Source organism: Pedobacter sp. 05T44, from assembly GCF_056395985.1.
On the sequence record NZ_JBFTKO010000001.1, the window covers coordinates 291,495 to 317,412 of the forward strand.

The window sequence follows — 25,918 nt, forward strand, 5'->3', positions numbered from 1 at the left end:
GGGGATTCAAACAACTTAAGTAAAAGCTTTATTTTTTTCCCAAAGTGATTTCGGGCCAGTTATCAGTTCTGAATGGCGACGCCGGCAGGCCTGCACCATTTACAAAATTACACTGTGGGTTATCGGCCCAGGCATACCTTACCGAAACAGGATTAGGCACTTCAGCGCTACTAACAATAACCTGATTTCCTTTTATTACAGCTTTAGCCCAATGAAATTTCTGATCGGAACCCGCAACCGAAAAGCCAATTAGCTCTCCACCATCACTAGCCTTTAAACCGCCATCGGTAGATCCAAAGGTTAATGCTATGGTATTACCGTCAATTTTTTGTGATTGGTATACCGGGCCGCTATAAGGAATTTTAACCCCATAATCTTTAGCTAGTGCTATAAAAGCTAGTCGCTTACCAACATCCTGTTTGTTTTTTGGATGAATATCAACTGCATCTCCTATGTCAATAGAAACGGCCATCCCGGTATTTGGAAGTGAAAGCGTTTCACGCTGCGCATCTCTTAACTCTGCCCACTCAGACGACTTTGGCTCCTTTACTGCTTGCATAAAATTAGCGAGCTGAACAAAGTAAAAAGGAAAGTTAGGTTGATTCCAGCTTTTTCTCCAATCTTTAATCATTGCAGGAAAGAGTTTGCGATATTGATTTGCCCGGCCGGCATTACTTTCTCCCTGGTACCAAATAGCTCCCTTAATCGGGAATTGCAAATACGGATTGATCATCGCATTATACAATACCGTTACTCTGTTAGGGCCATCATTTGAAGCAGGCATAGGCGCTACGTCTTTTAAATTTAACCCTACCTTGTATTGCCAATCTCCATCAAGCGATAAACGCTCGCCATTTGCAGACACCAGTGATAATATATTTTTATCTGCATAAAGACCACCATCACCGGCACCATCAAACACCCTTACTACCAGAGCAAATGTTCCTGCTTTTACTTTATTTGCAGGGATAGTATAAGCACGTGGCACATTAAATCCTTCTGTTTGACCTATTTTTTCGCCATCAAAAAAAGTAACGTCATTATCATCTATAGTACCCAAATTAACCTTTACCTCTTTACCTGCCCATGATTGAGGGATAGTTATATTTTTTCTAAACCAAACAACGCCATCAAAATCAGGCATCCCACTCTTCTCCCATAACGAAGGCAAAGCCATGCTTTTCCATGATGAAACGTCAAGTGAAGCATCCAACCATGCAGGTTTACCCTGAGCTATACCAGCATCTTTATCTAATACCAGCTTTTGCCAGGCTTCTAATTTCTGTTTAAAGCTAGAGGCGTCTTTATCTTTACCGGAAGTTTCAATTTTGTTAACTGCTTCCATAAAATCCGGTATAGTTTTAAGTGTACCTGCACTAGTCCACGCTTCCGCAATAGTTCCCCCCCATGAGGTATTTATCAATCCAATAGGAACTCCTGTTTTTTTATTGATCTCGCGGGCAAAAAAGTAGGCTACTGAAGAAAAATTCGCAACATATTTTGGTGTACATGCTTGCCACCCATCATTATATACCTTAGCATCTTTTAACGGCGAATTGCTGGTTACCTGAACAGTGTGCAACAATCTGATATTCGGATAATTCGCATCGCTTATTTCCTGCTCATAATTATTAACTTTCCCCCATCCTGCCAATGGCATTTCCATGTTAGATTGTCCTGAGCAAATCCAAACATCACCAATAAGCACATTGCTTAACTTAGTAACATCCCCATCAGAAATACTGATATTATATGGCCCACCATAGGAAGGAGTCGGTAATACAATCTTAAACTTTCCATCACTACCCGCTTTAGCAGTATAAGTTTTATTGTTCCAGGTAGCGGTAACCTTTACAGTTTTTCCTGCATCGGTATTTCCCCAGATGGCAACATTGGTTTTTTGTTGAAAAACCATGTTATCACTAAATACAGAAGGTAAAGTTACCTTTGCCTGCACAACGGCGCTTAAAAATAATGAGGCAAGCAATAAGCCGCCTTTAAAGAATTTAACGGAATTGAGGTTCAAGATGTTCATTGTTTAATTTGGTTACATAATGCAATACCAGATCGTTATAAACTATTAGAACCAGATATCGCTATGCACAAACATATTAAATATTAATATATTTTCATTAAACAAAAAGCATCTATTAATCTATACCGCCCACTACCCCCATCTGTTCTAGTTTAGCCTCAGTACCAGAAACATAACGGGAATCTGATTTTTTCTCTGAAGAGAATTCCATCATTAATGACTCCGCAACATGAACCATATGTTCTGACCCTATAAATATAGCTGTGCGCTGATGCAGTTCTGTTGGTTCTATTTCTAATATCCTGTTAAAACCATCCGAAGCAACTCCTCCGGCTTGTTCAACGATAAAAGCCATTGGATTACATTCATACAATAACCGCAGTTTTCCATTAGGAGATCTGGCAGTGGTAGGATAAATATATATGCCTCCCTTTATTAAATTTCGATGAATATCGCCTACCATCGACCCAATATACCTCGATGTATATGGTCTATTGGTGGCCGCATCTTCAACCTGAACATATTTTAGATATTTTTTTACTCCTTCCGGAAAATGGACATAGTTCCCTTCATTTAAGGAATAAATATTTCCATTTGGGGGTATCTTCATATTTGGATGAGATAAGCAAAACTCTCCGATGGAAGGATCTAAGGTAAAGCCGTTTACCCCTTTACCTGTGGTATACACCAACATGGTTGAGGATCCATAAATCACATAACCTGCTGCCACCTGCTCCGTTCCTTTTTGCAAAACATCCTGCAAAGTAGCCTCTCCGTTTGTTGATTTTCTTCTGTAAATCGAGAAAATAGTTCCTACGGCAACATTACAATCAATATTAGAAGAACCATCGAGCGGGTCAATGCACACTATGTATTTGGCATTTTTAGATACTGGTGAATCGATTTTCACAAACTCATCCTCCTCTTCTGTTGCAACAATACAACATTCACCACCACTGGTCAGTGCACTTATAAATTGCGTATTGGCATACACATCAAGCTTCTGTTGCCCCTCACCCTGAATATTCATGGTTCCGGCAGCTCCCAGTATATCAACCAGACCTGCTTTATTCACCTCCCGGTTAACTATTTTGGAGGCAATACCAATATCCCGAAGCAATCTTGAAAGCTCTCCTTTTGCATAAGGGAAATCGGCCTGTTTTTCTATTATAAATTGACCCAGTGTTTTTATACCTGACATATACTTAGTGTATTTAATACGTTATCTAACGCCTATTTCTATGACCTCTAAGTTATGTATTTTTTCTTCTGAAACAGAAAATCTAATTAAAGTTTTAACCTTATGCCAACCCGAATTTCCTGCTGCACCGGGATTTATATGTAAACAATCGATTTTCTTGTCGTACATCACCTTTAAAATATGTGAATGCCCGGCAATAAATAATTTCGGAGGCTTAGTGTACATTTCACCCTTTACCTGCGGAGCATATTTCCCCGGATAACCCCCAATATGTGTTATCCATACATCAAGGTTTTCGCAATTAAAACGCAAGTGTTCAGGGTAAAGGCTTCTAATCTCTTTACCATCAATATTTCCGTAAACGCCACGAAGTGGTTTAAAGGCGGCAAGCTCTTCGGCTACATTGGGTCCAAAATCTCCCGCATGCCATATTTCATCGCAATCGGCAAAGTGTTTAAAAACCGCTGGATCCAAAAATCCATGTGTATCAGAAATCAGGCCTATCTTAGTCAAAGTATATGTTCTTAATATGTATCAAACAAAGCTATGTATAATGACATTTATACAATTAAAAAGCCAGCAAGAAATCTTTAAGTAATCTCTTATAGGCTTCGGTATATATTTTTTCAGATTCGTAAATGAAGAAATTACTAATCTTTGGCGCAACCACTTTCCGCTGGAGGCAAATGATATGGCGAAAAACAGGTTTACTTTCATCAGAACAAACATTTATTCTTTCGCCCAGCGCCAGATTAAATGCTGCTGCCCCCGCAACCACAAACTCTGCTTGCTTAACCGGGAGTATTAACCAAATACATCCATCATCAGTTAATAGTTCTGAAGTTTTCATTAACAGCAACTCAAAAAAATCCTGATCAGCGTGCCTTGCAATCCCTTTTCTTTGTTCCGGATTTTTAAGGTCGTTAACAAAATAAGGAGGATTGGAAACAATTAAGTCATATTTAACATCAGTATTATACGATGCTATAGCACAATGGTGGGCTTTAACTCTTGCAGAAAAATTAGAATTGTTAAAATTAGCTGAAGCCGCTAATGCTGCCGATTCGTCTATCTCTACAGCATCAACTAGTGCCTCTGGAAAACGCTGCGCCAGCATTAAAGCAATAACGCCCGTACCGGTTCCAATATCGAGTATTTGTTTAGTGTCATTTTTTTGAACAATAGCGCCTAGTAACACTCCATCAGTATTAATTTTCATGGCACAACCCGACTGGTTTACCTCAAACTGCTTAAATTTAAAAATACTTCCCATACGCTTCTGCGAATATATTACATTCTAACCTCGCGGTTTTAAAATTTTAACGCTAAATTTGCGGCTCAAAACACTACAATGATTTATTTCTTCTCCAATCAATCCAATACAGTTTTCGCTTTACAAACCGCGCAAAACTTATCCGATACTGATATTACAAAACTAGAATGGCTGTTTGGCGGTGCAAAATTAAAGCAAGAAACCGTATTAACAGACTTTTTTGTCGGACCTCGAGCAGCAATGATAACTCCATGGAGTACAAATGCGGTAGAGATTACACAAAATATGGCCATCGAAGGAATCATCAGGATTGAAGAATTTCATAAAGTAGAAGAAGGTTTTTCTGACTTCGATCCAATGTTATCTCAAAAATATAAGGAACTTAATCAGGACATATATACTATTAATATACAACCGGAACCTATTATTGAGGTTAGCGATATTGCTGCCTATAATAAACAGGAAGGTTTATCACTAAGTGATGAAGAAGTAGAGTACTTAAATGGTCTTTCTCAAAGACTTGGAAGAGCACTTACTGACTCAGAAGTATTCGGTTTTTCTCAGGTAAACTCAGAACACTGTCGTCACAAAATCTTTAACGGTAAATTCGTTATTGACGGTGTGGAACAACCTACATCTCTTTTCAAGCTGATCCGTAAAACATCAGAAGAAAACCCCAATGATATTGTTTCTGCCTATAAAGACAATGTTGCCTTTATTAAAGGTCCGGTAGTTCAGCAGTTTGCACCTAAACGTGCTGATGAGCCCGACTATTATGCAATCAGCGATTTTGAATCCGTAATTTCCGTAAAAGCAGAAACACATAACTTCCCAACAACTGTAGAACCATTTAATGGTGCTGCAACCGGATCAGGTGGCGAAATTAGAGACAGACTTGCAGGTGGACAAGGCTCACTACCTTTGGCTGGTACTGCAGTTTATATGACTGCCTTATCAAGATTGGAAGAAAATCGCCCTTGGGAAAAAGGTGTTGAAGAAAGAAAATGGCTATACCAAACTCCAATGGATATCCTAATCAAAGCTTCTAATGGAGCAACTGATTTTGGAAATAAATTTGGCCAACCGCTAATCACCGGTTCGGTTCTTACATTCGAACATGAAGAAGGCGGACGCAAACTTGGTTTCGATAAAGTAATCATGCTTGCTGGTGGTGTTGGTTATGGTAAGGCCAGCCAGGCTAAAAAACAAAAACCTTCTGAAGGTGATAAAATTGTTGTCCTGGGTGGAGAAAATTATAGAATTGGTATGGGTGGTGCTGCAGTATCATCTGCAGATACCGGCGCCCTTGGGAGTGGAATTGAATTAAATGCCATTCAGAGATCTAATCCTGAAATGCAAAAAAGAGCAGCTAATGCTGTACGTGGCATGGTAGAGAGCGATCATAACAGCATCGTATCGATACATGATCATGGTGCCGGTGGTCACTTAAACTGCCTTTCTGAACTGGTTGAAGAAACCGGTGGAAAAATAGACCTTGATAAATTACCTGTCGGTGATCCTACCCTTTCAGCTAAAGAGATTATTGGTAACGAATCTCAGGAGCGTATGGGTCTGGTAATCGGACAAGAACATATAGAAACACTTCAAAAAATTGCAGATCGTGAGCGCTCTCCAATGTATACTGTAGGTACAGTTACAGGCGATCACCGCTTTACATTTGAATCTGCAACTACCGGCGCTAAACCTATGGATCTTGAACTGAAAGACATGTTCGGCAGTTCTCCAAAGGTAATCATGGAAGACAAAACCATTGATAGAAAATACGAGCCGGTTACTTATGATAAAGCCCAGTTAAATGTTTATCTGGAACAAGTATTACAACTTGAAGCTGTTGCCTCTAAAGACTGGTTAACCAATAAGGTTGACCGTTGTGTGGGTGGCCGCGTTGCCAAACAACAATGTGCCGGACCACTACAATTGCCACTTAACAACTGTGGTGTTATGGCGTTAGATTTTCAGGGAAAAGAAGGCATCGCAACTTCAGTAGGTCACGCTCCCCTATCTGCATTAATTGATCCGGCAGCCGGAAGTCGTATTGCTATTGCCGAATCTCTTTCTAATATTCTGTGGGCACCATTAAAAGATGGACTAAAAAGCGTTTCCCTTTCAGCCAACTGGATGTGGGCATGTAAAAACGAAGGTGAAGATGCCAGATTATACGAAGCTGTAAAAGCTTGTTCTGATTTTGCAATCAGCTTAGGAATCAATATCCCAACAGGTAAAGATTCCTTGTCGATGAAACAAAAATATAAGAGCGATGAGGTGATTGCACCGGGTACTGTGATTATTTCAGCTGCAGGAAATTGCAACGACATCACTAAAGTTGTTGAGCCCGTTTTACAAAAAGATGGCGGTTCAATTTACTACATCAACCTATCTAACGATACTTATAAACTTGGTGGTTCTTCCTTTGCACAAATCTTAAACAGAATTGGTAATGAAACACCTGATGTTAAAAATGCAGATCAACTTAAAAATGCTTTTAACACACTTCAGGAATTAATAAAAGCTGACAAAATACAAGCAGGACACGATATAGGTAGCGGTGGTTTAATAACTACTTTACTGGAACTTTGCTTTGCCGATCGTGATCTTGGTGCATCATTAGATCTTTCTTCTTTAGGTGAGCAAGACATTATAAAATTACTTTTTGCTGAAAACATCGGCATCGTATTCCAGGCAACTAGCGATGTTGAGGCTACCCTTTCTGCAAATGATGTTGCTTATCACAAAATTGGTGAAGTTACTTCAACCGCAAGCTTACAAGTAAAAAACAATTCAGATACCTTATCTTTTGACATTGATCACTTACGTGATGTATGGTTCAAAACTTCTTATCTGTTAGATAAAAAACAAAGTGGACCAGTAAAAGCAAAAGAACGCTTTGACAACTACAAAAACCACATACTTAAATACAACTTCCCTACTCAGTTTGACGGAAAGAAACCGGTTATTGATGCTTCAAAACCAAGACCAAAGGCAGCTGTTATTCGTGAAAAAGGAAGTAACTCTGAACGTGAACTTGCTAACGCCATGTACCTTGCAGGTTTTGACGTAAAAGATGTTCACATGACTGATCTTATTGCAGGCAGAGAGACTTTAGAAGACATACAGTTCATTGGTGCGGTTGGTGGCTTCTCTAACTCCGATGTTTTAGGATCAGCCAAAGGATGGGCAGGAGCTTTTATGTACAACGAAAAGGCTAAAGTTGCACTTGAAAACTTTTTTAGCAGACCAGATACATTATCTGTAGGAATCTGTAATGGTTGTCAGCTTTTTGTTGAGCTGGGCTTAATCAATAAAGACCATGCAGAAAAACCAAAAATGCTGCATAACGAAAGTGGTAAACACGAAAGTATATTCACCTCATTAACCCTACAAGAAAACAATTCAGTTATGCTTTCTACATTGGCAGGAACTACATTGGGTGTATGGGTTTCACATGGTGAAGGCAGGTTCCAATTACCTTACTCAGAAGATAAATATCAAATCATAGCAAAGTATGCTTATGAAACTTATCCTGCAAGCCCGAACGGTTCAGATTATAACACAGCAATGATGTGTGATGAGTCTGGTCGTCACCTGGTAATGATGCCACACATTGAGCGTTCATTATTCCAATGGCATTGGGCAAATTATCCGAAAGAACGTAAAGATGAAGTTACACCTTGGATGGAAGCCTTTGTAAACGCCCGTAAATGGGTTGAAACGCATAAAGGATAAGAGCTCAGCCTCTTCCATTATTGCATTTGTCTAAAAATTAATTAGATTTGGTTACAACAGATGTGTAGCAATAGCTCCCATCCTTCTTAACCAAATCTAATTCAATGTTTAGATAACTATGTTATCCTACCAATCTTATACTGATAATKAATTGGTTCTTTTGTTCAAAAAGGATGACCATGCTGCCTTCACAGAAATATATATTCGTTATTCCTCTGCTTTATATAATAGTGCATACAAAATACTGCAAGACAGAGATGAAGTTAAAGATTTAGTTCAGGAAGTATTTACCACACTCTGGAACAGGAGATCGGATTTCACTTTAAATACAAATCTTGCCGGATACTTGTATGTTGCAGTTCGTAACAAGGCACTAAAGACTATCTCCCACCAACAAGTTAAATCAAAATATTCAACGCTCTTACAACAGAACGCTACAACTGAAACGCAGATAGTTACAGACTATGCAATTAGAGAAAAACAACTTGTAGAAATCATTGATAGCCATATCAATGAGCTTCCTGCCAAAATGCGACAGATACTGAATATGAGCCGAAAATCTTACCTCACTCATAAAGAGATAGCCAATGAGCTAGACCTATCGGAGAGTACAGTAAAAAAACAGGTAAACAATGCTCTGAAAATTTTAAGACTTAAACTAGAGGCCTTTCTTGTGCTGTTTACATTGCTAATATTAATGCTTCTTTAAGCCTTCCCAAATAAATTTTCATTTTTTTCTACGCCCTGAACATTTCTTAAAGGTCTTTAGATTAATAAGGACAATTATACGATCCGTCAGCATGGAAAAAAAGAAAATAGAAGAGCTACTAAATAGATATCAGACAGGGGAATGCACTGAGGAAGAAATAGCCTGGATAGAATCTGTTTACAATAAAATTCAAAAAGAAACTAAAGTTGAACTGACAGAAGATATCATAAAAAAAGACCTTTATGATGTTTACCAAGCCTTACCACAGCCACATAAAACAAGAACTATATACCTATGGCAGCGGATTGCAGCCTCTGTGATCCTTGTATTATCAGCATCTGCTGCCATGTATTTCTATTTCAAAAAGCCTGCCCCTGCTAATTATGTAGTACAGGCTCCAGCAAAAACCGATCAAAAGAATTTCGCGACAGGTATCAATAAAACCTTCCTGACGTTAACAGATGGTTCTAAAATATATCTGGAAACTGCGCCAATTGGAAAAATAACCKATCAGGGAGGCGTGAGAATTACCAAAATCAAAGAGGGAGTAATTTCGTACGCTCAAATTTCTAATCAAGTCAACCTGGTAAATCCCAAAAACACAAATATCATAACAACTTCAAAAGGCGGACAATATCAAATTATCCTTCCTGATGGTTCGCATGTTTGGTTAAATGCACTTTCATCCTTAAAATTCCCAATCTCCTTTAACGGAAAAAAAAGAGAAGTAGAACTAAAAGGAGAAGGATATTTTGRGGTTGCAAAAAATAAAATCCACCCATTTAATGTATTAACCCAAGATCAGGAAGTAGAGGTACTCGGAACTCATTTCAATATCAATAGTTATGAAGACGAACCCACAACTGAAACAACACTATTAGAAGGAAGCGTAAGGATCCTACAGCTTAAAAGCAACAAATCAGCACTACTTAAACCAGGTCAACAGTCTCACCTAAAAGGCAACGGCGCTATACAAGTTAATAGTGTTAAAACTGAAAGCGTTATTGCCTGGAAAAACGGATTATTTCAATTTCAAAATTCCGATATCAGGAATGTGGTTCGCCAACTGGCACGTTGGTACGATGTTGATTTCGAGTTTAAAGGCCCAATACCAGTTATCAAACTTTGGGGTGAAATCCATAGAAACACAGATGTATTAAACGCCTTAGAAATCTTAAGTTACTTCGATCTGAAGTATACCATTGTAAACGCGCAAAACAGAAAAAAAATAATTATAACCAAATAGAAATCTTAAATAACCAATGAAAAGGTTTAACATATAAAAACCTTTAATTATCCCTTTTCCGAAAATCGGAACCGCAGTTTTTTACTACTAACCAAGTATTAACTTAATCCAAATGAAGCTAAACCAGTATGAAACGGTATTTACTATACCACTACTTAAATTTTCAGTAAATTTTAGTGCTACCTTAACAATTCTCTTTCTTTTACTCACTTGTTTGCAAGTATCTGCAAAACCAGTACAAAGAATTACTATATCCAAAAAGAACTCACCAATAGTACAGATTTTTGAGGCTATTAAACAACAATCTGGATATTCCGTAGTTTACAATAGCGATGATCTAAAAGAAAGAAATGTCAGTTTAAATGTAAAAAACTCTACAGTTGAAGAGACAATGGAGGAAAGTCTTAAGGACAGTCCGTTTGCATTTAAAATCTTAAATAAAAACATCCTTATCAAAAAGAAGGATGAGCCATCCGTATTTTCTCCTTCAACAACTAAACCTCAGGCTAAAGAAATAAAAGGAAAAGTTGTAGATAAGCAGAATATCTCTATACCGGGTGTAAGTATTAAATTAAAAGGAACGTCCATTGGAACAGTTACAAATGGAGAAGGACTATATGCCATTTCAATACCAGAAAATACTGGCACCCTTGTTTTTAGCATGGTTGGATATACGACCAAAGAAGTAACCATTGGCAGTGATCAGACTATAAACGTAATCCTGCTAGAAGAAACCTCGGCACTTAACGAAGTGGTGGTTATAGGATATGGCACCCAGAAAAAATCAGACGTTACTACCGCCGTATCATCTGTGTCAGCAGAAAGCATAAAAGAGCGACCTGCTTTAAACTTTGGCGAGGCCATTGCCGGTCAAATGGCCGGAGTTCAGGTTCAGCAAACTGGCGGTGCCCCTGGCGGGGAAGGACTAGCCATAAGAGTTAGAGGAGTTGGCTCAATTACCCAATCCAATGATCCTTTATATGTTGTAGATGGCTATCCAATGGAAGGTAATGCATTCAGACTATTGAACACCTCAGATATTGAAAGTATTCAGGTTTTAAAAGACGCCTCTTCTACAGCCATTTATGGTTCAAGAGGTGCAAACGGTGTTGTTATTGTAACCACTAAGAAGGGCAAAGTTGGCCCGCCAACAATAAATGCCAACACTTTTATAGGATTTCAGGAACTGGGCAAAGAAGTAGAAATGATGAACAGGGATCAATATATCCAGTGGTTTATTGATGGTAGAAACCAGGCTTGGTTAGATGCACAAATTATCACATCAGATCCAAACCAACAACCCCATTCCATTACAGACCCCAACTCACGTCGTAGTCTGTACTCTGGTGCAAGCACTCAATATATGATACCAGATGGTACGGGAGGATATAAATACAACTTTCTGGACCCAGCCTCTGTAGCACAAATGCCCGACAACAATTGGCAAGATCTTTTATACAGAAAAGCTTTAACTCAAAAAAGTGAACTATCGGTTTCTGGAGGAACAGAACATACTCAATATATGTTTTCCGGAAGTTATGCCAAGCAGGAAGGTATAGTTCTAGGCACAAACTATGACCGCTTTAATTTTCGCTCAGCCATCAACTCTAAGGTTACCAAGAGTCTGAGCCTTGGCATGAATATGTTGGCCTTCTCAGCAAAAGGCAGAGAGCAGGAAAGCGGCAAATACTCTCCGGTAATGTTTGCACTGCAATTGCCCCCAATCTTTCCGGTAAGGAATGATGATGGAACATACGGTTCGATGGTTCGAAATCCGGAAATACTTGCCGGCGATGTTGCAAGCCCAATCGGTGTAGCAGAGCAGGTTCAAAATTCCAGAAATCGATATGGTTGGCTGGGGACTGTTTTTGCTGAATGGGAAATCATTAAGGATCTAAAATATAAGATCAATATTAATGGTGGAATTCAGGACAACCAGCAAAAGATCTTTGAAGCTTCTTTTATAGATTTTGATGCTTCTAAAGGTCCGCGCCCAGCTAAAGGTATAAATCAGCGTGCATCAGATTTCGACTGGGTAATTGAAAACACCTTAAACTACTCCCGTACTTTTTCTGATAAGCACGTATTATCTGCCCTTGTAGGTTATACCACTCAAAAACATAATCTGAAAAATATGTACGGCGAAGCCCGTGGCTTTGCCAACGACCAGATTACAACCCTCAATGCAGGCACTATGTATGCCTTATCTAGTGATGAGTCAGAATATTCAATGATTTCTTATCTGGGCAGGATCAACTATGCATACGATAATAAATACTTATTTACAGCCACCTTTCGTGGTGATGGTTCTTCCCGTTTTGGTATGAACAAAAAATGGGGAACCTTCCCTTCTCTGTCTGCAGGGTGGAAAATTTCTGAAGAGAAATTTATGGAGAACATTAAAGCCATAAGCGATCTTAAGATTCGTGCAGGCTTTGGTATTTCAGGAAACAACAGAATTGGCGATTATTCTGCTATTGGTCTTCTAACTTCAGGCTTCTATCCAACCGGAGGAACACTTCAAAATACTACCAACCCAAGCACAATGTCGAACGTTGATCTTGGATGGGAAAAAACAAGACAATATAACCTTGGATTTGAACTTGGCTTAATAAATGACAGGATAAGAATTGAAGGTGATTTTTACGACAGCCAGTCTATTGACCTTTTATTAAATGTTCCTGTACCGGTAATTACAGGATATTCTACCCAAATTCAAAATATCGGAAAAGTGCAGAACAGGGGTATGGAATTCCTGGTTACGACCAGAAACCTTCTGGGTKACTTTAAGTGGAATACCAACTTTAACATTTCATTTAATAAAAACAAAGTATTGGAAGTTGGAGCAGATAACCGTCCTATTTATGGCAGCGCTCCTAATGCAAATAATGCGTTCATTACAACTGTTGGCTCTCCTATTGCAAGTTTTTATGGATACAAATATGAAGGCGTGTTCCTTACCCAGGATGAATTAAACAAATATCCGCACTTAAGTGCAGATAAAATAGGCGATGGCAGATACGCTGATATCAATAAGGATGGTATTCTAGACCAAAATGATAAAACGATTTTGGGCAACAATAATCCCGATTTTACCACCGGTCTAACCAATAACTTTTCATATAAAAACTTCTCTTTGGGAGTTCAGTTTACTGCATCATATGGAGCAGAATTATTTAGTTTCTATAAAAGAATGGTTGGAATATATCATGGTGATAGAAATGGGATGATAGAACAGATTGGTAGATGGAGATCTACAGACGATCCAGGAGATGGAATTCACTTCAAAGCAACGAGAACTCCTTCGGGTTGGCAAAGAGACCCTTCCTCGGCATGGGTTCAGGACGCATCATATTTAAGACTTAGGAATGTAAATTTTGCATATAATTTCAGTGAAAATTTTACCAAAAAAATAAAGGTAAAGGCTTTAAGTGTATATGTAACCGGAAGCAATTTATTTACAATAACCAATTATACAGGATATGATCCGGAAACGAGCAGCGAAGGTGCCGGACTTACAAAAGGTGGCGATTACTTGGGCTATCCAACTGCAAGGACGTTTATCCTTGGACTTAATTTGACGTTTTAAACATTCATTAATGCTTATATTTTAAATATATGAAAAAGATAAATCTATTATTCGTAGCAGTCTTCTTTCTGGCATCATGCAGTGATGACTTTATTGACCTGAACCCGAAATCAAATTTAAATGCCAATTCATTCTATAAAACACAACAGGACATTAATCAGGCAACCCTTTCTGCTTATGGCAATTTGCGTTCATTATACAATTCAACATATGTGAGGCTTGGCGAAATCCGTTCAGACAACACTACCTATTCCTGGCTGTCGGGAAACCCTGCAAATGAAAAAGGCATAGATGAATTTGCCTCTCCCTTACTTCCTGAAAACAACTTTATAACAGACATGTGGGATGACAGTTATAAAACAATACTAAGATGCAATATTGTTCTTGGTCGCAGCGATGCAGCTACCTTCACTGATGAAAAATTAAGAAGTCAGTATAAAGCAGAAGCCAGTTTCTTAAGAGCGCTTGTTTATTTCTGGCTCAATAGGGCATTTGGAGGGCCAGCTTTAAATGGCCAGCTTTTAGGGGTAATCAAAGCAGACAAAGAACTAAGTCAAACTGAAGCATATGCACTTGGGCGTGCACCATTGCAAGAAATGTATGATTTCATCATTGCAGACCTAAAATATGCCGAAGCTAATCTTCCTCAGTCATACGGAGGCACAGACAAAGGTAGAGTAACCAAGGCCGGAGCCTCAGCATTGCTTGGTAAAGTTTATTTAACCATGGCAGGCTATCCGCTTAATAAAGGAGGCGAATATTACAATCTTGCCAGTCAAAAACTTGCAGAAGTAGTAAATAATTCTGCGTATTCTCTGGTTCCAAGCTATAAAGACCTGTTTGATGTTTCTAAAAAGAACAGTACTGAATCTCTTTTTGAAGTTCAATACATGAAAGGCGCACCAAATGGAGCAACTGGTAGTCCATGGAATAACAATTTCGCTCCAAGATTTTCAGATAAAGAGGTTGTTTTGGTGGGCGACAAGGGTGGTGAGAACTCTCCTACCCAATACATGTCAAATGCTTATGAAACCGGAGATCCCAGGAAATTTGTATCCATGCGAGATGGCTGGATCAATGCTAAAACCGGAGCCTTGCAAACCGAGAAATATGTGCGTAAATACTATGATGTTTCAACAAGCGGTTCAGACAATGGCAACAATTGGATAGAATTACGTCTGGGAGACGTGTACTTACTTTATGCTGAGGCGCTGGCTCGTGGCGGGGGCGACAAGGGAATTGCCCTAACTTATCTAAACAAAATTCGGGAACGGGCAAGAAAAACTCCTGGCGACCCTAATATTCAACCAGCACCGAATTTATTACACGATTATCAATTGAGTGAATTCAGCGGTGATCAGGCTTTCCTGTTAGCAATTGAAAACGAGCGCCGTGTTGAGCTGGCTTTTGAGAATCACCGGTGGTTTGACCTTGTAAGAACAGGACGAGCCAAAGATGTGATGATTGCAGAACAACAGTTTGATGGTTACAATAGCTTTACCTGGAGTGATAATGCATTGACTTATCCTATTCCAATGACAGTGATGCAGTCAAATCCACAAAAAATAATACAAAACAAAGGATATACCCAGATGTAACATGTTTATACATGTTGCATTAATCAACTATCGTTAACAATTGTTTCGCTAAATTTATTTATATGAACTCAAAAATAACCCCGGTGTTACTAGTGATACTCCTTCTTACAGGAGTATCATATGCTCAAAACAAAGACAACTCCCTTACCAAACAGGAAATCAAACAAGGTTGGAAACTCCTTTTTGATGGTCAAAGTCTTAACGGATGGACATCTGTTGGGAAAGATACGCCACCAGCTACAGGATGGAAAATAGAAAATGGCATTTTATCTGCAAAAAAGGAAGGAGAAAAAGGAGGTGGTGATATTTTTACAAAAGATGAATATGCTGATTTTGATCTCTCTGTTGACTTTAAGCTTTCTGAAGGAGGAAATAGTGGAATAAAATATTTCTTCACTAAGTATACTAAAGGAGGTTGGCTCGGATTAGAATACCAGATATTAGATAATGTAAAACACCCTGATGCAAAATTGGGAAGGAATGGCAACCGTTTACAGGCTGGTTTGTATGACATGCTACCTTTAGATGTACCACAGGAGAATAAAACCGGTGAATGGAACCGAGCAAGAATCGTAGCCAAAGGCACTAAAGTAACTCATTACTTAAATGGAAAAAAGACGCTTTCCTTTGACCGCAGCAGTGATTCCTACAAAGAAGCATGGAAGCTAAGTAAGTTTAAAGATTCAGAACCACCGTTTGGTCAGGTAAAAAAAGGGCATATTCTACTTCAAGACCATGGGGATGAAGTTTCATTCAAAAATGTTAAAATCAGAGTTTTATAGAATTCCAAAACAATCAACCAAAAACCAATTATGAGCAACAATTCAAGAAGAGATTTCATAAAAAAAATAGGTATCGGAACAGCAGCTTTATCTGTTGGAAATAGTGTATTCGGAGGAACTGCCTCTGGGTTTAGTGCCAAAAGCTATAGAAATATTATTGGCGCAAATGACAGAATAAACATAGCAACTATCGGCGTTAATAGCCGTGGGAATAGCATGGGAGGTACAATTGCCAAACAAAAAAACACGCAAATAGTTACAGTTTGTGATGTAGATTCAAGAGCCATTCCTAAGGCAATAAACACTATTGTGAAAGCTGGTCAAACAACTCCACCAAAATCTGAAAAAGACCTGCGCAAGGTTCTGGAAGATAAATCTGTTGATGCAATATACACGGCAACTCCTGATCATTGGCATGCACCATTAACCATTATGGCTTGCCAGGCCGGAAAACATGTATATGTTGAAAAGCCATTAAGCCATAATCCAAGAGAGGGTGAAATTGCAGTAGCAGCAGCCAGAAAATACAACAGAATAGTGCAAATGGGCGCCCAACGTCGCTCTGCCCCTACGCTAACCAAAGGAATACAGCTACTCCATGAAGGGATAATTGGCCGCGTATATATGGCAAAAACATGGTATACGAATACCAGGAAAGAAACCTTTTTAAAGCCAGCAAATGTACCCGACTGGCTGGATTATGATTTATGGCAGGGACCAGCACCACGTGTTAATTACAAAGATGGTTTAATCCACTACAACTGGCACTGGTTCTGGAACTGGGGAACCGGCGAAGCGCTAAATAATGGAACGCACGAGGTAGATGTAGCCCGTTGGGGTCTGGGAGTAGATTTTCCGACCCGCGTTAGCTCTTCCGGCGGAAGATATCATTTTAATGATGACTGGGAAACCCCAGACACGCAGGTAGTAACGATAGATTATCCTGGTAAGGTTACCTTGCTTTGGGAAAACAGAAGCTGTAACGGAAGAAAAGTTGAAGGACAGGAAAGAGGAATTATCTTTTATGGTGAAAAAGGAAGCCTGGATACCGGAGATGATGCTTATAAAATATATGATCTTCAAGGAAAGCTAATTCAGGATGTGACACCAAAATCTGGCGGAGAATCTTTAGAGGGAAGAAATACAGCGAGTCCAAGTTTAGGGATGGATAGTTTGCATATGGCAGATTTTCTTGATGCCATCAGAAACAACAGGCGTCCGAACTGTGATGTTGAACTCGGTTACAAAAGCTGTGTAGCCATGCAGTTAGGCAATATATCATGGAGGGTTGGTCGCGACTTAAAAATTGATCCGAAAAACGGTCACATCGTTGGCGACAAAGAAGCTCAGAAACTATGGGGCCGTTCGTACGAAAAGGGATGGGAACCCAAAATCTAAAAATCAATCTTTATGAATATATCCAGGTTGTGCTTCAATATTATATTACTGCAGGGAATATGCATTTTTGGTGCCTTTGCTCAGCCTCCGAATACCTTAACCAGTCAAGAGAAAGCATTGGGATGGAGTTTGCTTTTTGATGGGAAAACATTTAACGGATGGAAAAAGATAGCTGAAGGAGGATGGGAAATTAAAAACGGAGAGCTGCTTGCTGTAAAACCCGAAAACGGCAAGCAAATGGATATTATAACCAATGCTCAATTCGACAACTTTGAACTTTTCTTTGAATTTAAAATCTCAAAAGAAACAAACAGTGGGGTTAAATATCTGGTAACAAATGATTATGAAGCACAAAAAGGTACTTTCTTAGGTCTTGAATATCAAATATTAGATGAAATGAACTTTAAATATCCAGAGCGCGGTGAACTTCGCTCACTGGCATCATTGTATGATCTGATATCTGCTGATAAGAAAAATCCCGCATTGCTTGAACACTGGAATATAGCCAGAATCATTGTAAACAAGAATCATATTCAGCATTGGTTAAATGGGCGCAAAGTTGTAGATTATGACAGGAGCACAGAATCTTTTAAATCATTAATAGAGAAAAGCAAGTATAAATCCCTTAAAAATTTCGGACAATCAAAAAAGGGACATATTCTTTTGCAGAATGAAGGTTCACCTATTGCGTTCCGTAGTATAAAGATCAAGTGGCTTTAACCAGATGTTAAAGCCACTTTACACCTTTCATTCTTAAGTGTAACCAAACAACTCTCATTATTGTAGCTTTCTCTTAAACTGGCTTCATTCTTTTTATATTCAGTTTTAAGATTCTTTCTATTTAACCCCTGTGCAAATCGCCTAACATCATCTTCACTTTTCAAGATCAATCCCGGTACCTGCTTAGGTTTATTGTCATCTCCTATTGCTACCATAGTAAAGTAGCTGGTATTGGTATGCTTAATTACATGCGTTCTCAAATTTTCTGAAACAACTCTTATTCCTATTATCATGGAGGTGTTACCAACGTAGTTTACTGATGCCATCAAAGAAACCAATTCTCCAACTTCAACTGGCGCCAAAAAATCAACCACATCAATTGATGCTGTGATACAGTAGCCATCAGAATGTTTTGCCGCACATACGTAAGCAACTTTATCCATTAAGCTTAAAATAATACCTCCATGTATTTTTCCTCCAAAATTAGAGTAAGAAGGAATCATAAGTTCAGTAAGAGTGGTTTGAGAGTATTCTACTGGTTTAAAATCTAACATAAATGGGTCTTTTGACACGCAATTTAGTTTTTTATCACAAAATAGCATCAAAAAAGGGGTTATAAACTTAATTACAACCCCTCACCCTATCCTTTACACTGAGAGCGCACCGAATATTTTTGAAATTATCTGTTTATGGTAAATGAAAGCGGCATATTATACCTAACTCTAACGTTTTGATCATTTTGTCGGCCCGGTTTCCATTTTGGGGACTTACTAATTACCCTTACCGCTTCTTCATCACATCCATATCCTATACCTTTTAAAACAGTAACGTTTGATACAGAACCATCTTTCTCTATTACAAAGCTGATAAAAACCTTACCCTGTGCATCAACTTCCTGCGCCGCATTCGGGTATCTTAAATTTCTTTGTATAAATTTAGCCCAGGCTTTCATTCCCCCTTCAAATTCAGGGTAGGCTTGGATATCTCCTATTTCATGAATCCCCGTATCTTCCTTCTCACCATTCCCTACACCATTACCTGGAGCTATTCCATTACCATTGCCCTCAACAGGAGCCGATCCAAGTGACGTCTCAACTCCCGATTGCGTAACAGGCCCTACTGCCGCATGATCTATTTGTTCTAGAGTTGGCGGATCGGTAATTAATGGCCTATCCACAACAATTGGATTTGAAACGGGCTTTACAGTTTTAATTTTTTCTTTTATTGGTTCAGTTTTGGGCATTTCTGTCTTTTCCTGAAGTTTTGGTTTCTCTATTGGTCGATCAGCAATATTTATATCAATAACACGATCAGGTTTTAAAGGTTCGATGAGTGCATCTGCGTCTTTACTAATAAAATGTTTGTAAATCATTGGGCCAGCAAAAAAAAGAACAAAAAGCGGGGCAGCAATAAATAAAGCGCGTGCTGTAGTGCCTGATGATTGAGATCTTAGTGCATAAGCACCATAGTTTTTATTTCTGTTTCTAAATACAAGGTCGAGCCACTCTGCCTTGTGTAAATTGGATGAGATGTTAAACATAATTTCAAGTATTAGTTTTAAACAGGATGTAGAATACCCGTATATTCCATAACACTTTAAAAAAAACTTAAATCACGATGTTTTTTCACCAAAACGCAGAAAAATATCTTCTCCGCTAAAAATCATAAAAAACGGCAGTTTTATAGATTTTTAGTGTTTTCCCAACAAAAACAAGAAATTTTTCAGACAAAAAACAGCAAAAACGAAAAAATAACACCAAAAAATATAAAAATAAATGAACAAACTGTATATTTACCCTTCGAGAGACAGACTTAACCTTCCAAATAAATAAGCCGCCTCTTCAACTTATTTTTCTTCTTAAAAACTGATTTTCATCTAAAAAGCGTAAATTTTATGTTAAAATTTGCTAACATTTGTATTTTTACACACAATTTGATGGAAATTATTAATTAATAATCCTATTTTTGATAAAATTTTAAACAAATAAATGAAAAGCTTAAGAACAATTGCATTAAAAGAAGCGCAGACAAGAATTTCACCAGAGGTAAAGTCACCTTCGACTAAAATTTCTGATTTTTTTGGCGTTAATGTTTTTGACAAAAGAAAAATGAAAGATTTCTTGTCAAAAGAGGTTTATCAGAAATTAGTGGCATCGATTGAATCGGGCGAACTAATTAATCATGAAGATGCCAACCACATCGCAACGGCTATGAAAGGCTGGGCAATGGCTAAAGGCGCTACTCACTATACCCACTGGTTTCAACCATTAACCGGCACTACAGCTGAGAAACATGATTCATTTTTTGAGCCTAGCAGCGATGGCGCAATTGAGAATTTCGCAGGTAGTGCGCTAGTTCAACAAGAACCAGATGCATCAAGCTTCCCTAATGGTGGTATCCGTAATACTTTCGAAGCACGCGGATATACTGCATGGGACCCTTCTTCTCCAGCATTCATTATGGAAAGCAAAGCTGGTAAAACACTTTGTATCCCAACTGTATTTGTTTCTTATACCGGTGAAGCACTAGATTACAAAGCTCCTTTATTAAAAGCACTTGCTGCTATGGATAAAGCTGCTGTTGACGTTTGTCAGTATTTCGATAAAAGCATCACTAAAGTAAATGCATCTTTAGGTATTGAACAAGAATATTTCCTTGTTGACCTTGCATTATATAATGCTCGTCCGGATTTAGCATTAACCGGACGTACTTTGTTCGGTCATATGTCTGCAAAAGGACAGCAATTAGAAGATCATTATTTCGGATCTATTCCTGAGCGTGTATTCACCTACATGGTTGATTTCGAAAATGAAGCTTTAAAATTAGGTATTCCTTTGAAAACCCGTCATAATGAGGTTGCTCCTTCTCAATTTGAGTGTGCTCCTATTTATGAAGAAATCAACCTTGCAATTGATCATAACCAATTGTTAATGGACTTAATGGAAAAAGTTGCTTTAAGACATAACTTTAAAGTTCTTTTACATGAAAAACCATATGCTGGTATCAACGGATCAGGTAAACACAACAACTGGTCATTAATTACTGACACTGGTAAAAACTTATTATCTCCAGGAAAAACTCCGAAAAACAACTTGATGTTCTTAACATTCTTTGTTAACACTATCAAAGCTGTTCATGAGCATGCTGATTTATTGAGAGCAAGTATTGCTTCAGTAAGCAACGATCACCGTTTAGGTGCTAATGAAGCTCCTCCTGCAATCATCTCTATCTTCCTTGGTTCTCAATTAGCTGAGGTATTAGACGAGATCGAATCATCAAGAAGCATCATTAAAAAAGTTAAAAATGAAGATTCTTTATGGTTAGGTATTCCTAAGATCCCTCAGATCTTGTTAGACAATACTGACCGTAACCGTACTTCTCCTTTTGCCTTTACAGGTAATAAATTTGAGTTAAGAGCTGTAGGTTCTTCTGCTAACTCTTCTGCTCCTATGACTGTGTTAAACACAATCGTAGCTGATCAATTGATCAAATTCAAAACTGAAGTTGATAAACTGATCAAAAAAGGCGAGAAAAAAGATGTTGCATTGTTAACTATTCTTAAAAAATACATCAAAGAATCTAAAGATATCCGTTTTGAAGGAAATGGTTACAGCGATGAGTGGGCTGAAGAAGCTGCTAAACGCGGTTTATCAAACATCAAAACTACTCCAGTTGCTTTAGATGCTTACGTAAGTGAAAAATCTACTGAGTTATTTACTAAACTCAACATCTTTAATGAGCGTGAGTTACATGCCCGTCATGAGATCTTGTTAGAAAGCTATTACAAAAAACTTCAAATCGAAGCAAGAGTAATGGGTGAAGTAACAAACAGTATGATCATTCCTGCCGCTATTGCTTACCAAAATTCGTTAATCGAAAATGCTAAAGGATTAAAAGAACTTGGCTTATCAGGTGATGCATTAGCAACTCCACTTTCTATCATCAACAAAGTATCTGAGCACTTAAATATCGTTAAAACCAGCATTGACGCAATGCTTGAGCAACGTAAAAAAGTAAATGCAATTGAAGATTCACGTGAGAAAGCGATCAGCTACGATGAGAAAGTAAAATCTTACTTCGATACTATTCGTTACCATACAGATAAATTAGAACAAATCGTAGATGACAGCGTATGGCCTCTACCTAAGTTCAGGGAATTATTGTTTATAAAATAAACCAAACTCCTAATAACCAACTATTTTTTAGTTTTATAACCTCTGCTTTAATTAGTAGGGGTTATTTTTTTATTAGTTAGTATGTTTTTTTTCTACATTAAAGTTTTAACATTAAGGGGTTTCCCTATCTTTGCAACAACATGAGTGATAACAGGTACAACCAGCGTGGCGTTTCTGCCTCGAAAGAAGATGTGCACCAAGCCATCAAAAACATAGATAAAGGTATTTTTCCGCAGGCTTTCTGTAAGATCATCCCTGATATTTTAGGCAACGACGAGGCTTTTTGCAACATAATGCATGCTGACGGTGCAGGTACAAAATCTTCATTGGCTTATGTTTACTGGAAAGAAACCGGTGATATTTCTGTTTGGAAAGGCATTGCTCAGGATGCAATCATTATGAATATTGATGATTTGATCTGTGTTGGGGCTACCGACAATATTTTATTGTCATCAACAATTGGTCGTAATAAAAACCTGATCCCTGGTGAAGTAATTGCTGCCATTATTAATGGCACTGAAGAGATTTTAGCTGAGCTTAGGTCTCAGGGCATCTCTATTTACTCAACTGGTGGCGAAACTGCCGATGTAGGTGATCTGGTACGTACAATCATTGTTGATTCAACAGTAACATGTCGTATTGAACGTGAAAAAATCATCAGCAACGACAAAATACAGGCCGGTGATGTAATCGTTGGCCTATCTTCATATGGACAAGCCAGCTATGAAACAGAATATAATGGCGGTATGGGATCTAACGGACTTACCTCTGCTCGTCATGATGTATTCGATAAATCTGTAGCAAACAGTTATCCTGAAAGTTTTGATCCTGCTGTTCCTTTTGATTTGGTATTTTCTGGTGGAAAGAAACTAACCGATCCGATTAAAATTGATGACCAAACGGAAGTAACTGCCGGCAAACTGGTATTATCACCTACACGCACTTATGCTCCTGTTATAAAAAAGGTATTAGAAAGTCACAGGCCTCAAATTCATGGTATCGTTCATTGCAGCGGTGGCGCACAAACTAAAGTGCTTCACTTTGTTAATAACAATGTTCATATCATAAAAGATAATTTATTTCCTATTCCTCCCCTGTTCCGTTTAATACAGGAAGAGTCTGGTACAGATTGGAAAGAAATGTATAAGGTATTTAATATGGGCCACCGCATGGAATTATATGTTCCGGCTGAAATAGCTGAAGACATCATTGCCATCTCTAAAAGCTTTAATATTGATGCTCAAATTATTGGTCGCGTAGAGGGTTCTACCCAAAAACAAGTAACAATTGTTTCGGAAAATGGCGAGTTTGTTTATAATTAACATATAAGCTTAGTAATAGACCTAAAAGGGTGTATCATAATCATGGTACACCCTTTTTAGTACATAAAGAATCAGCAATGAGATCACAATGTTCGAGATGGCGAAAGTTCAAACAAGTTATAAACAATGCTTTATTTCTTTTGCTTTAGCGCTTTTGCAATACCTTGCTCAACAAGCGGCTCCATAATTGCGTAACCAGCTTTATTAGGATGAATACCATCTTCAGCTAAGCTTTTCGGCAAGCCATTTCTTTCATCTTTCATCGCAGAGAAATAATCTACATAAATGAATTCATTTTTTTCAGCATAAGCTTTAATCCATTTATTTAATTCAATCACTTTATCAGCAGGTTCCACCCCCGGTTTCCATGGGAAGGCGAAAGCAGGTAACACAGAAGAAAGTACCACCTTAATCTTATTTGCTCTTGCAATTTCGGTCATAGCAGTGATGTTGTCTTCAATCATTTCCAGAGTCGAAGGACCTGTATTACCAGCAATATCATTGATTCCGCAGAGCATCACAACTACTTTAGGTTTTAGCGCAACCACATCCTGATGAAACCTGATGAGCATCTGTGGTGTAGTCTGCCCACTAATCCCACGACCAATATAAGGTCTGCTGGAAAAAAATTCAGGCCGATTGTTCTTCCATCCCTCAGTAATTGAATTACCCATAAAAACAACTCTATTTTCATTTTTAGCAGGTGCACTGAGCTTCGAATTCTCTTCCTGATATCTTTTTAGATTAGCCCAGTCCTGTGCCTGAGAAAATTGAATGGAGAGTAAAATGGCTGGAATGATCAGCCATTTTTTAGAAGTTATTTTCATACTATTCATTTGGTTAAAGTTATTTTCTAGTGTTTTACCTTATAGAATTTATAAGCAAACATAAAGATCACAATATAACAGATTATTGGTGTATAATATGCATGTGCAATTCCTGCACTGTCAGCCACCGCTCCCATTATAAAAGGGAAAAATGCGCCTCCAACAACTCCCATTGATATAAATGAAGAAGCTTGTTGTGTACGTGCACCAAGATTTTTAAGCCCAAGACTAAAAATAGTAGGAAACATGATACTAAAGAAAAAGTTGATCATAAGAAGCGCAACAAAAGATACCCATCCAAAGCTTTGAGCAACTATAACGCACATTAGAATATTACCAATAGCAAATATTGCCAGCAACTTATTAGGTGCGATTACTCGCATTAAGAAGGTACCCAAAATACGACCTGTAAGCATCATACCCATAAACACCACCATATAATACCCTGCTTCAGAATCGGTAAAGCCCATTTTTTCGTGTCCGTAATTAATAAAGAATGCCCATGTTCCGGCTTGGGCTGCAACATTAAAAAATTGAGCTATTACTGCCCATACAAAATGCTTATGATCAAATAGCTTCTTATCAGGAGCGGTATCAACATTTACGGCATTCTCATCTACTGCTGTAACATGTGGATCTATTAAAGCTGGTATTTTAACAAAAGAAAATGCAACTGCAACAAGTAGAATAACAGTTCCAATAACAGCATATAATATTTTTACTGAGGTAAGATCTGTACTACCCTCAACATTATTACTTAGTAAAAAATAACTTCCTATTGCGGGCCCCAACATAGTTCCAACCGCATTAAATGTTTGAGCAAAATTTATACGAAGATCACTAGTACGTTGGTCTCCTAAAGAGGCAACAAACGGATGGGCAACTGTTTCTAATGTTGATAAACCGCAGCCCACAATGAACAATGCAATACCAAAGAAAGCAAAGGAAGAGATATTAGCTGCTGGCACAAACAAGAAAGCTCCTGCCGCGAAAAGAGATAGTCCTAAAAGGACTCCTTTTTTGTATCCGAAGCGTTTCATAAACAATCCGGCAGGTATACCCATCACTGCATATGCACCAAATACTGCAAACTGCACAAAGGCAGACTGGAACTTGGAAAGACTCATTGTATGCTGAAAATGTTTATTCAACACATCAGCCATTGTAATTGCAATACCCCAGAACATAAAAAGGGAGGTTACAAATATTATCGTTACCAGGAATTTCTTCTCAGTAAAGGCTGCTTTAACTTTTAATTCGCTCATAATTTTGTTATAAATGGTTAATTTATTATTGGTT

18 protein-coding genes are annotated in these 25,918 nt (G+C 38.2%); 10 read left to right on the plus strand and 8 right to left on the minus strand.

What is annotated here, in order from left to right; all coding sequences use genetic code 11:
• Positions 1 to 28: 28 nt before the first annotated feature.
• The 4 genes from AC1DDK_RS01140 to AC1DDK_RS01155 form a co-directional block, all read right to left on the minus strand.
• Positions 29 to 2,035, minus strand: a complete 2,007-nt coding sequence (locus AC1DDK_RS01140; protein ID WP_288882304.1) for a sialate O-acetylesterase — start codon at positions 2,033 to 2,035, stop codon at positions 29 to 31.
• 115 nt (positions 2,036 to 2,150) lie between these two features.
• Positions 2,151 to 3,236 (minus strand): class 1 fructose-bisphosphatase, encoded by a 1,086-nt coding sequence (fbp, locus tag AC1DDK_RS01145; RefSeq protein WP_172663840.1) that lies wholly within the window; start codon positions 3,234 to 3,236, stop codon positions 2,151 to 2,153.
• A 21-nt stretch (positions 3,237 to 3,257) separates the two neighbouring features.
• On the minus strand, positions 3,258 to 3,749 hold the full coding sequence (locus tag AC1DDK_RS01150; RefSeq protein WP_288882302.1) for a metallophosphoesterase family protein: 492 nt from the start codon (positions 3,747 to 3,749) through the stop codon (positions 3,258 to 3,260).
• Positions 3,750 to 3,804: 55 nt separating this feature from the next.
• On the minus strand, positions 3,805 to 4,509 hold the full coding sequence (locus tag AC1DDK_RS01155) for a tRNA1(Val) (adenine(37)-N6)-methyltransferase (protein ID WP_172663842.1): 705 nt from the start codon (positions 4,507 to 4,509) through the stop codon (positions 3,805 to 3,807).
• 78 nt (positions 4,510 to 4,587) lie between these two features.
• Here AC1DDK_RS01155 and purL point away from each other — a divergent pair, with 78 nt between their 5' ends.
• The 8 genes from purL to AC1DDK_RS01195 all read left to right on the plus strand — a co-directional run bounded on the left by purL (position 4,588) and on the right by AC1DDK_RS01195 (position 18,295).
• A complete protein-coding gene (gene purL, locus AC1DDK_RS01160; RefSeq protein WP_337715202.1) occupies positions 4,588 to 8,253 on the plus strand; it encodes a phosphoribosylformylglycinamidine synthase in 3,666 nt (1,221 codons plus the stop codon).
• A 118-nt stretch (positions 8,254 to 8,371) separates the two neighbouring features.
• Positions 8,372 to 8,962 (plus strand): RNA polymerase sigma-70 factor, encoded by a 591-nt coding sequence (locus tag AC1DDK_RS01165; protein WP_477633762.1) that lies wholly within the window; start codon positions 8,372 to 8,374, stop codon positions 8,960 to 8,962.
• A 91-nt stretch (positions 8,963 to 9,053) separates the two neighbouring features.
• Positions 9,054 to 10,208, plus strand: coding sequence for a FecR family protein (locus AC1DDK_RS01170; RefSeq protein WP_477633763.1), 1,155 nt, complete (start codon positions 9,054 to 9,056; stop codon positions 10,206 to 10,208).
• A 112-nt stretch (positions 10,209 to 10,320) separates the two neighbouring features.
• Positions 10,321 to 13,797 carry a TonB-dependent receptor gene (locus AC1DDK_RS01175; RefSeq protein WP_477633764.1) on the plus strand — a complete coding sequence of 1,159 codons (3,477 nt, stop codon included), beginning with the start codon at positions 10,321 to 10,323 and terminating at the stop codon, positions 13,795 to 13,797.
• 29 nt (positions 13,798 to 13,826) lie between these two features.
• Positions 13,827 to 15,395: a RagB/SusD family nutrient uptake outer membrane protein gene (locus AC1DDK_RS01180; protein WP_337715204.1), complete on the plus strand. Its 1,569-nt coding sequence runs from the start codon at positions 13,827 to 13,829 to the stop codon at positions 15,393 to 15,395.
• 62 nt (positions 15,396 to 15,457) lie between these two features.
• Positions 15,458 to 16,177, plus strand: coding sequence for a 3-keto-disaccharide hydrolase (locus tag AC1DDK_RS01185; protein WP_172663848.1), 720 nt, complete (start codon positions 15,458 to 15,460; stop codon positions 16,175 to 16,177).
• Between the two features lie 30 nt (positions 16,178 to 16,207).
• The gene (locus tag AC1DDK_RS01190) at positions 16,208 to 17,575 is read left to right on the plus strand and encodes a Gfo/Idh/MocA family protein (protein ID WP_337715206.1); all 1,368 of its coding nucleotides are present in this window, start codon (positions 16,208 to 16,210) and stop codon (positions 17,573 to 17,575) included.
• 12 nt (positions 17,576 to 17,587) lie between these two features.
• Positions 17,588 to 18,295 carry a 3-keto-disaccharide hydrolase gene (locus AC1DDK_RS01195; protein ID WP_288882294.1) on the plus strand — a complete coding sequence of 236 codons (708 nt, stop codon included), beginning with the start codon at positions 17,588 to 17,590 and terminating at the stop codon, positions 18,293 to 18,295.
• Here AC1DDK_RS01195 and AC1DDK_RS01200 read toward each other — a convergent pair.
• Together AC1DDK_RS01200 and AC1DDK_RS01205 are read right to left on the minus strand one after the other, a co-directional pair.
• A complete protein-coding gene (locus AC1DDK_RS01200; RefSeq protein WP_337715208.1) occupies positions 18,292 to 18,867 on the minus strand; it encodes an acyl-CoA thioesterase in 576 nt (191 codons plus the stop codon). The genes AC1DDK_RS01195 and AC1DDK_RS01200 overlap by 4 nt on opposite strands.
• Positions 18,868 to 18,974: 107 nt before the next feature.
• Entirely contained in the window at positions 18,975 to 19,835 is an 861-nt protein-coding gene (locus AC1DDK_RS01205; RefSeq protein WP_337715210.1) for an energy transducer TonB, read from the minus strand.
• Positions 19,836 to 20,283: 448 nt separating this feature from the next.
• On the opposite strand from AC1DDK_RS01205, the gene AC1DDK_RS01210 reads away from it, so the two are divergent.
• Positions 20,284 to 22,470, plus strand: coding sequence for a glutamine synthetase III family protein (locus tag AC1DDK_RS01210; protein WP_172663853.1), 2,187 nt, complete (start codon positions 20,284 to 20,286; stop codon positions 22,468 to 22,470).
• A 140-nt stretch (positions 22,471 to 22,610) separates the two neighbouring features.
• Entirely contained in the window at positions 22,611 to 23,792 is a 1,182-nt protein-coding gene (locus AC1DDK_RS01215; protein ID WP_172663854.1) for an AIR synthase related protein, read from the plus strand.
• 131 nt (positions 23,793 to 23,923) lie between these two features.
• Here AC1DDK_RS01215 and AC1DDK_RS01220 read toward each other — a convergent pair whose 3' ends face one another.
• Both AC1DDK_RS01220 and fucP read right to left on the minus strand, forming a co-directional pair.
• A complete protein-coding gene (locus AC1DDK_RS01220; protein WP_288882291.1) occupies positions 23,924 to 24,619 on the minus strand; it encodes an SGNH/GDSL hydrolase family protein in 696 nt (231 codons plus the stop codon).
• Positions 24,620 to 24,645: 26 nt separating this feature from the next.
• Entirely contained in the window at positions 24,646 to 25,884 is a 1,239-nt protein-coding gene (gene fucP, locus AC1DDK_RS01225) for an L-fucose:H+ symporter permease (RefSeq protein WP_172663856.1), read from the minus strand.
• Positions 25,885 to 25,918: the final 34 nt, after the last annotated feature.

Excerpts from the sequence above, each read along its gene's own strand:
- AC1DDK_RS01140 (WP_288882304.1), bottom strand. The coding sequence starts at position 2,035 with ATGAACATCTTGAACCTCAATTCCGTTAAATTCTTTAAAGGCGGCTTA.
- fbp (WP_172663840.1), bottom strand. The coding sequence starts at position 3,236 with ATGTCAGGTATAAAAACACTGGGTCAATTTATAATAGAAAAACAGGCC.
- AC1DDK_RS01155 (WP_172663842.1), bottom strand. The coding sequence starts at position 4,509 with ATGGGAAGTATTTTTAAATTTAAGCAGTTTGAGGTAAACCAGTCGGGT.
- purL (WP_337715202.1), top strand. The coding sequence starts at position 4,588 with ATGATTTATTTCTTCTCCAATCAATCCAATACAGTTTTCGCTTTACAA.
- AC1DDK_RS01180 (WP_337715204.1), top strand. The coding sequence starts at position 13,827 with ATGAAAAAGATAAATCTATTATTCGTAGCAGTCTTCTTTCTGGCATCA.
- AC1DDK_RS01185 (WP_172663848.1), top strand. The coding sequence starts at position 15,458 with ATGAACTCAAAAATAACCCCGGTGTTACTAGTGATACTCCTTCTTACA.
- AC1DDK_RS01190 (WP_337715206.1), top strand. The coding sequence starts at position 16,208 with ATGAGCAACAATTCAAGAAGAGATTTCATAAAAAAAATAGGTATCGGA.
- AC1DDK_RS01195 (WP_288882294.1), top strand. The coding sequence starts at position 17,588 with ATGAATATATCCAGGTTGTGCTTCAATATTATATTACTGCAGGGAATA.
- AC1DDK_RS01205 (WP_337715210.1), bottom strand. The coding sequence starts at position 19,835 with ATGTTTAACATCTCATCCAATTTACACAAGGCAGAGTGGCTCGACCTT.
- AC1DDK_RS01210 (WP_172663853.1), top strand. The coding sequence starts at position 20,284 with ATGAAAAGCTTAAGAACAATTGCATTAAAAGAAGCGCAGACAAGAATT.
- AC1DDK_RS01215 (WP_172663854.1), top strand. The coding sequence starts at position 22,611 with ATGAGTGATAACAGGTACAACCAGCGTGGCGTTTCTGCCTCGAAAGAA.
- AC1DDK_RS01220 (WP_288882291.1), bottom strand. The coding sequence starts at position 24,619 with ATGAAAATAACTTCTAAAAAATGGCTGATCATTCCAGCCATTTTACTC.
- fucP (WP_172663856.1), bottom strand. The coding sequence starts at position 25,884 with ATGAGCGAATTAAAAGTTAAAGCAGCCTTTACTGAGAAGAAATTCCTG.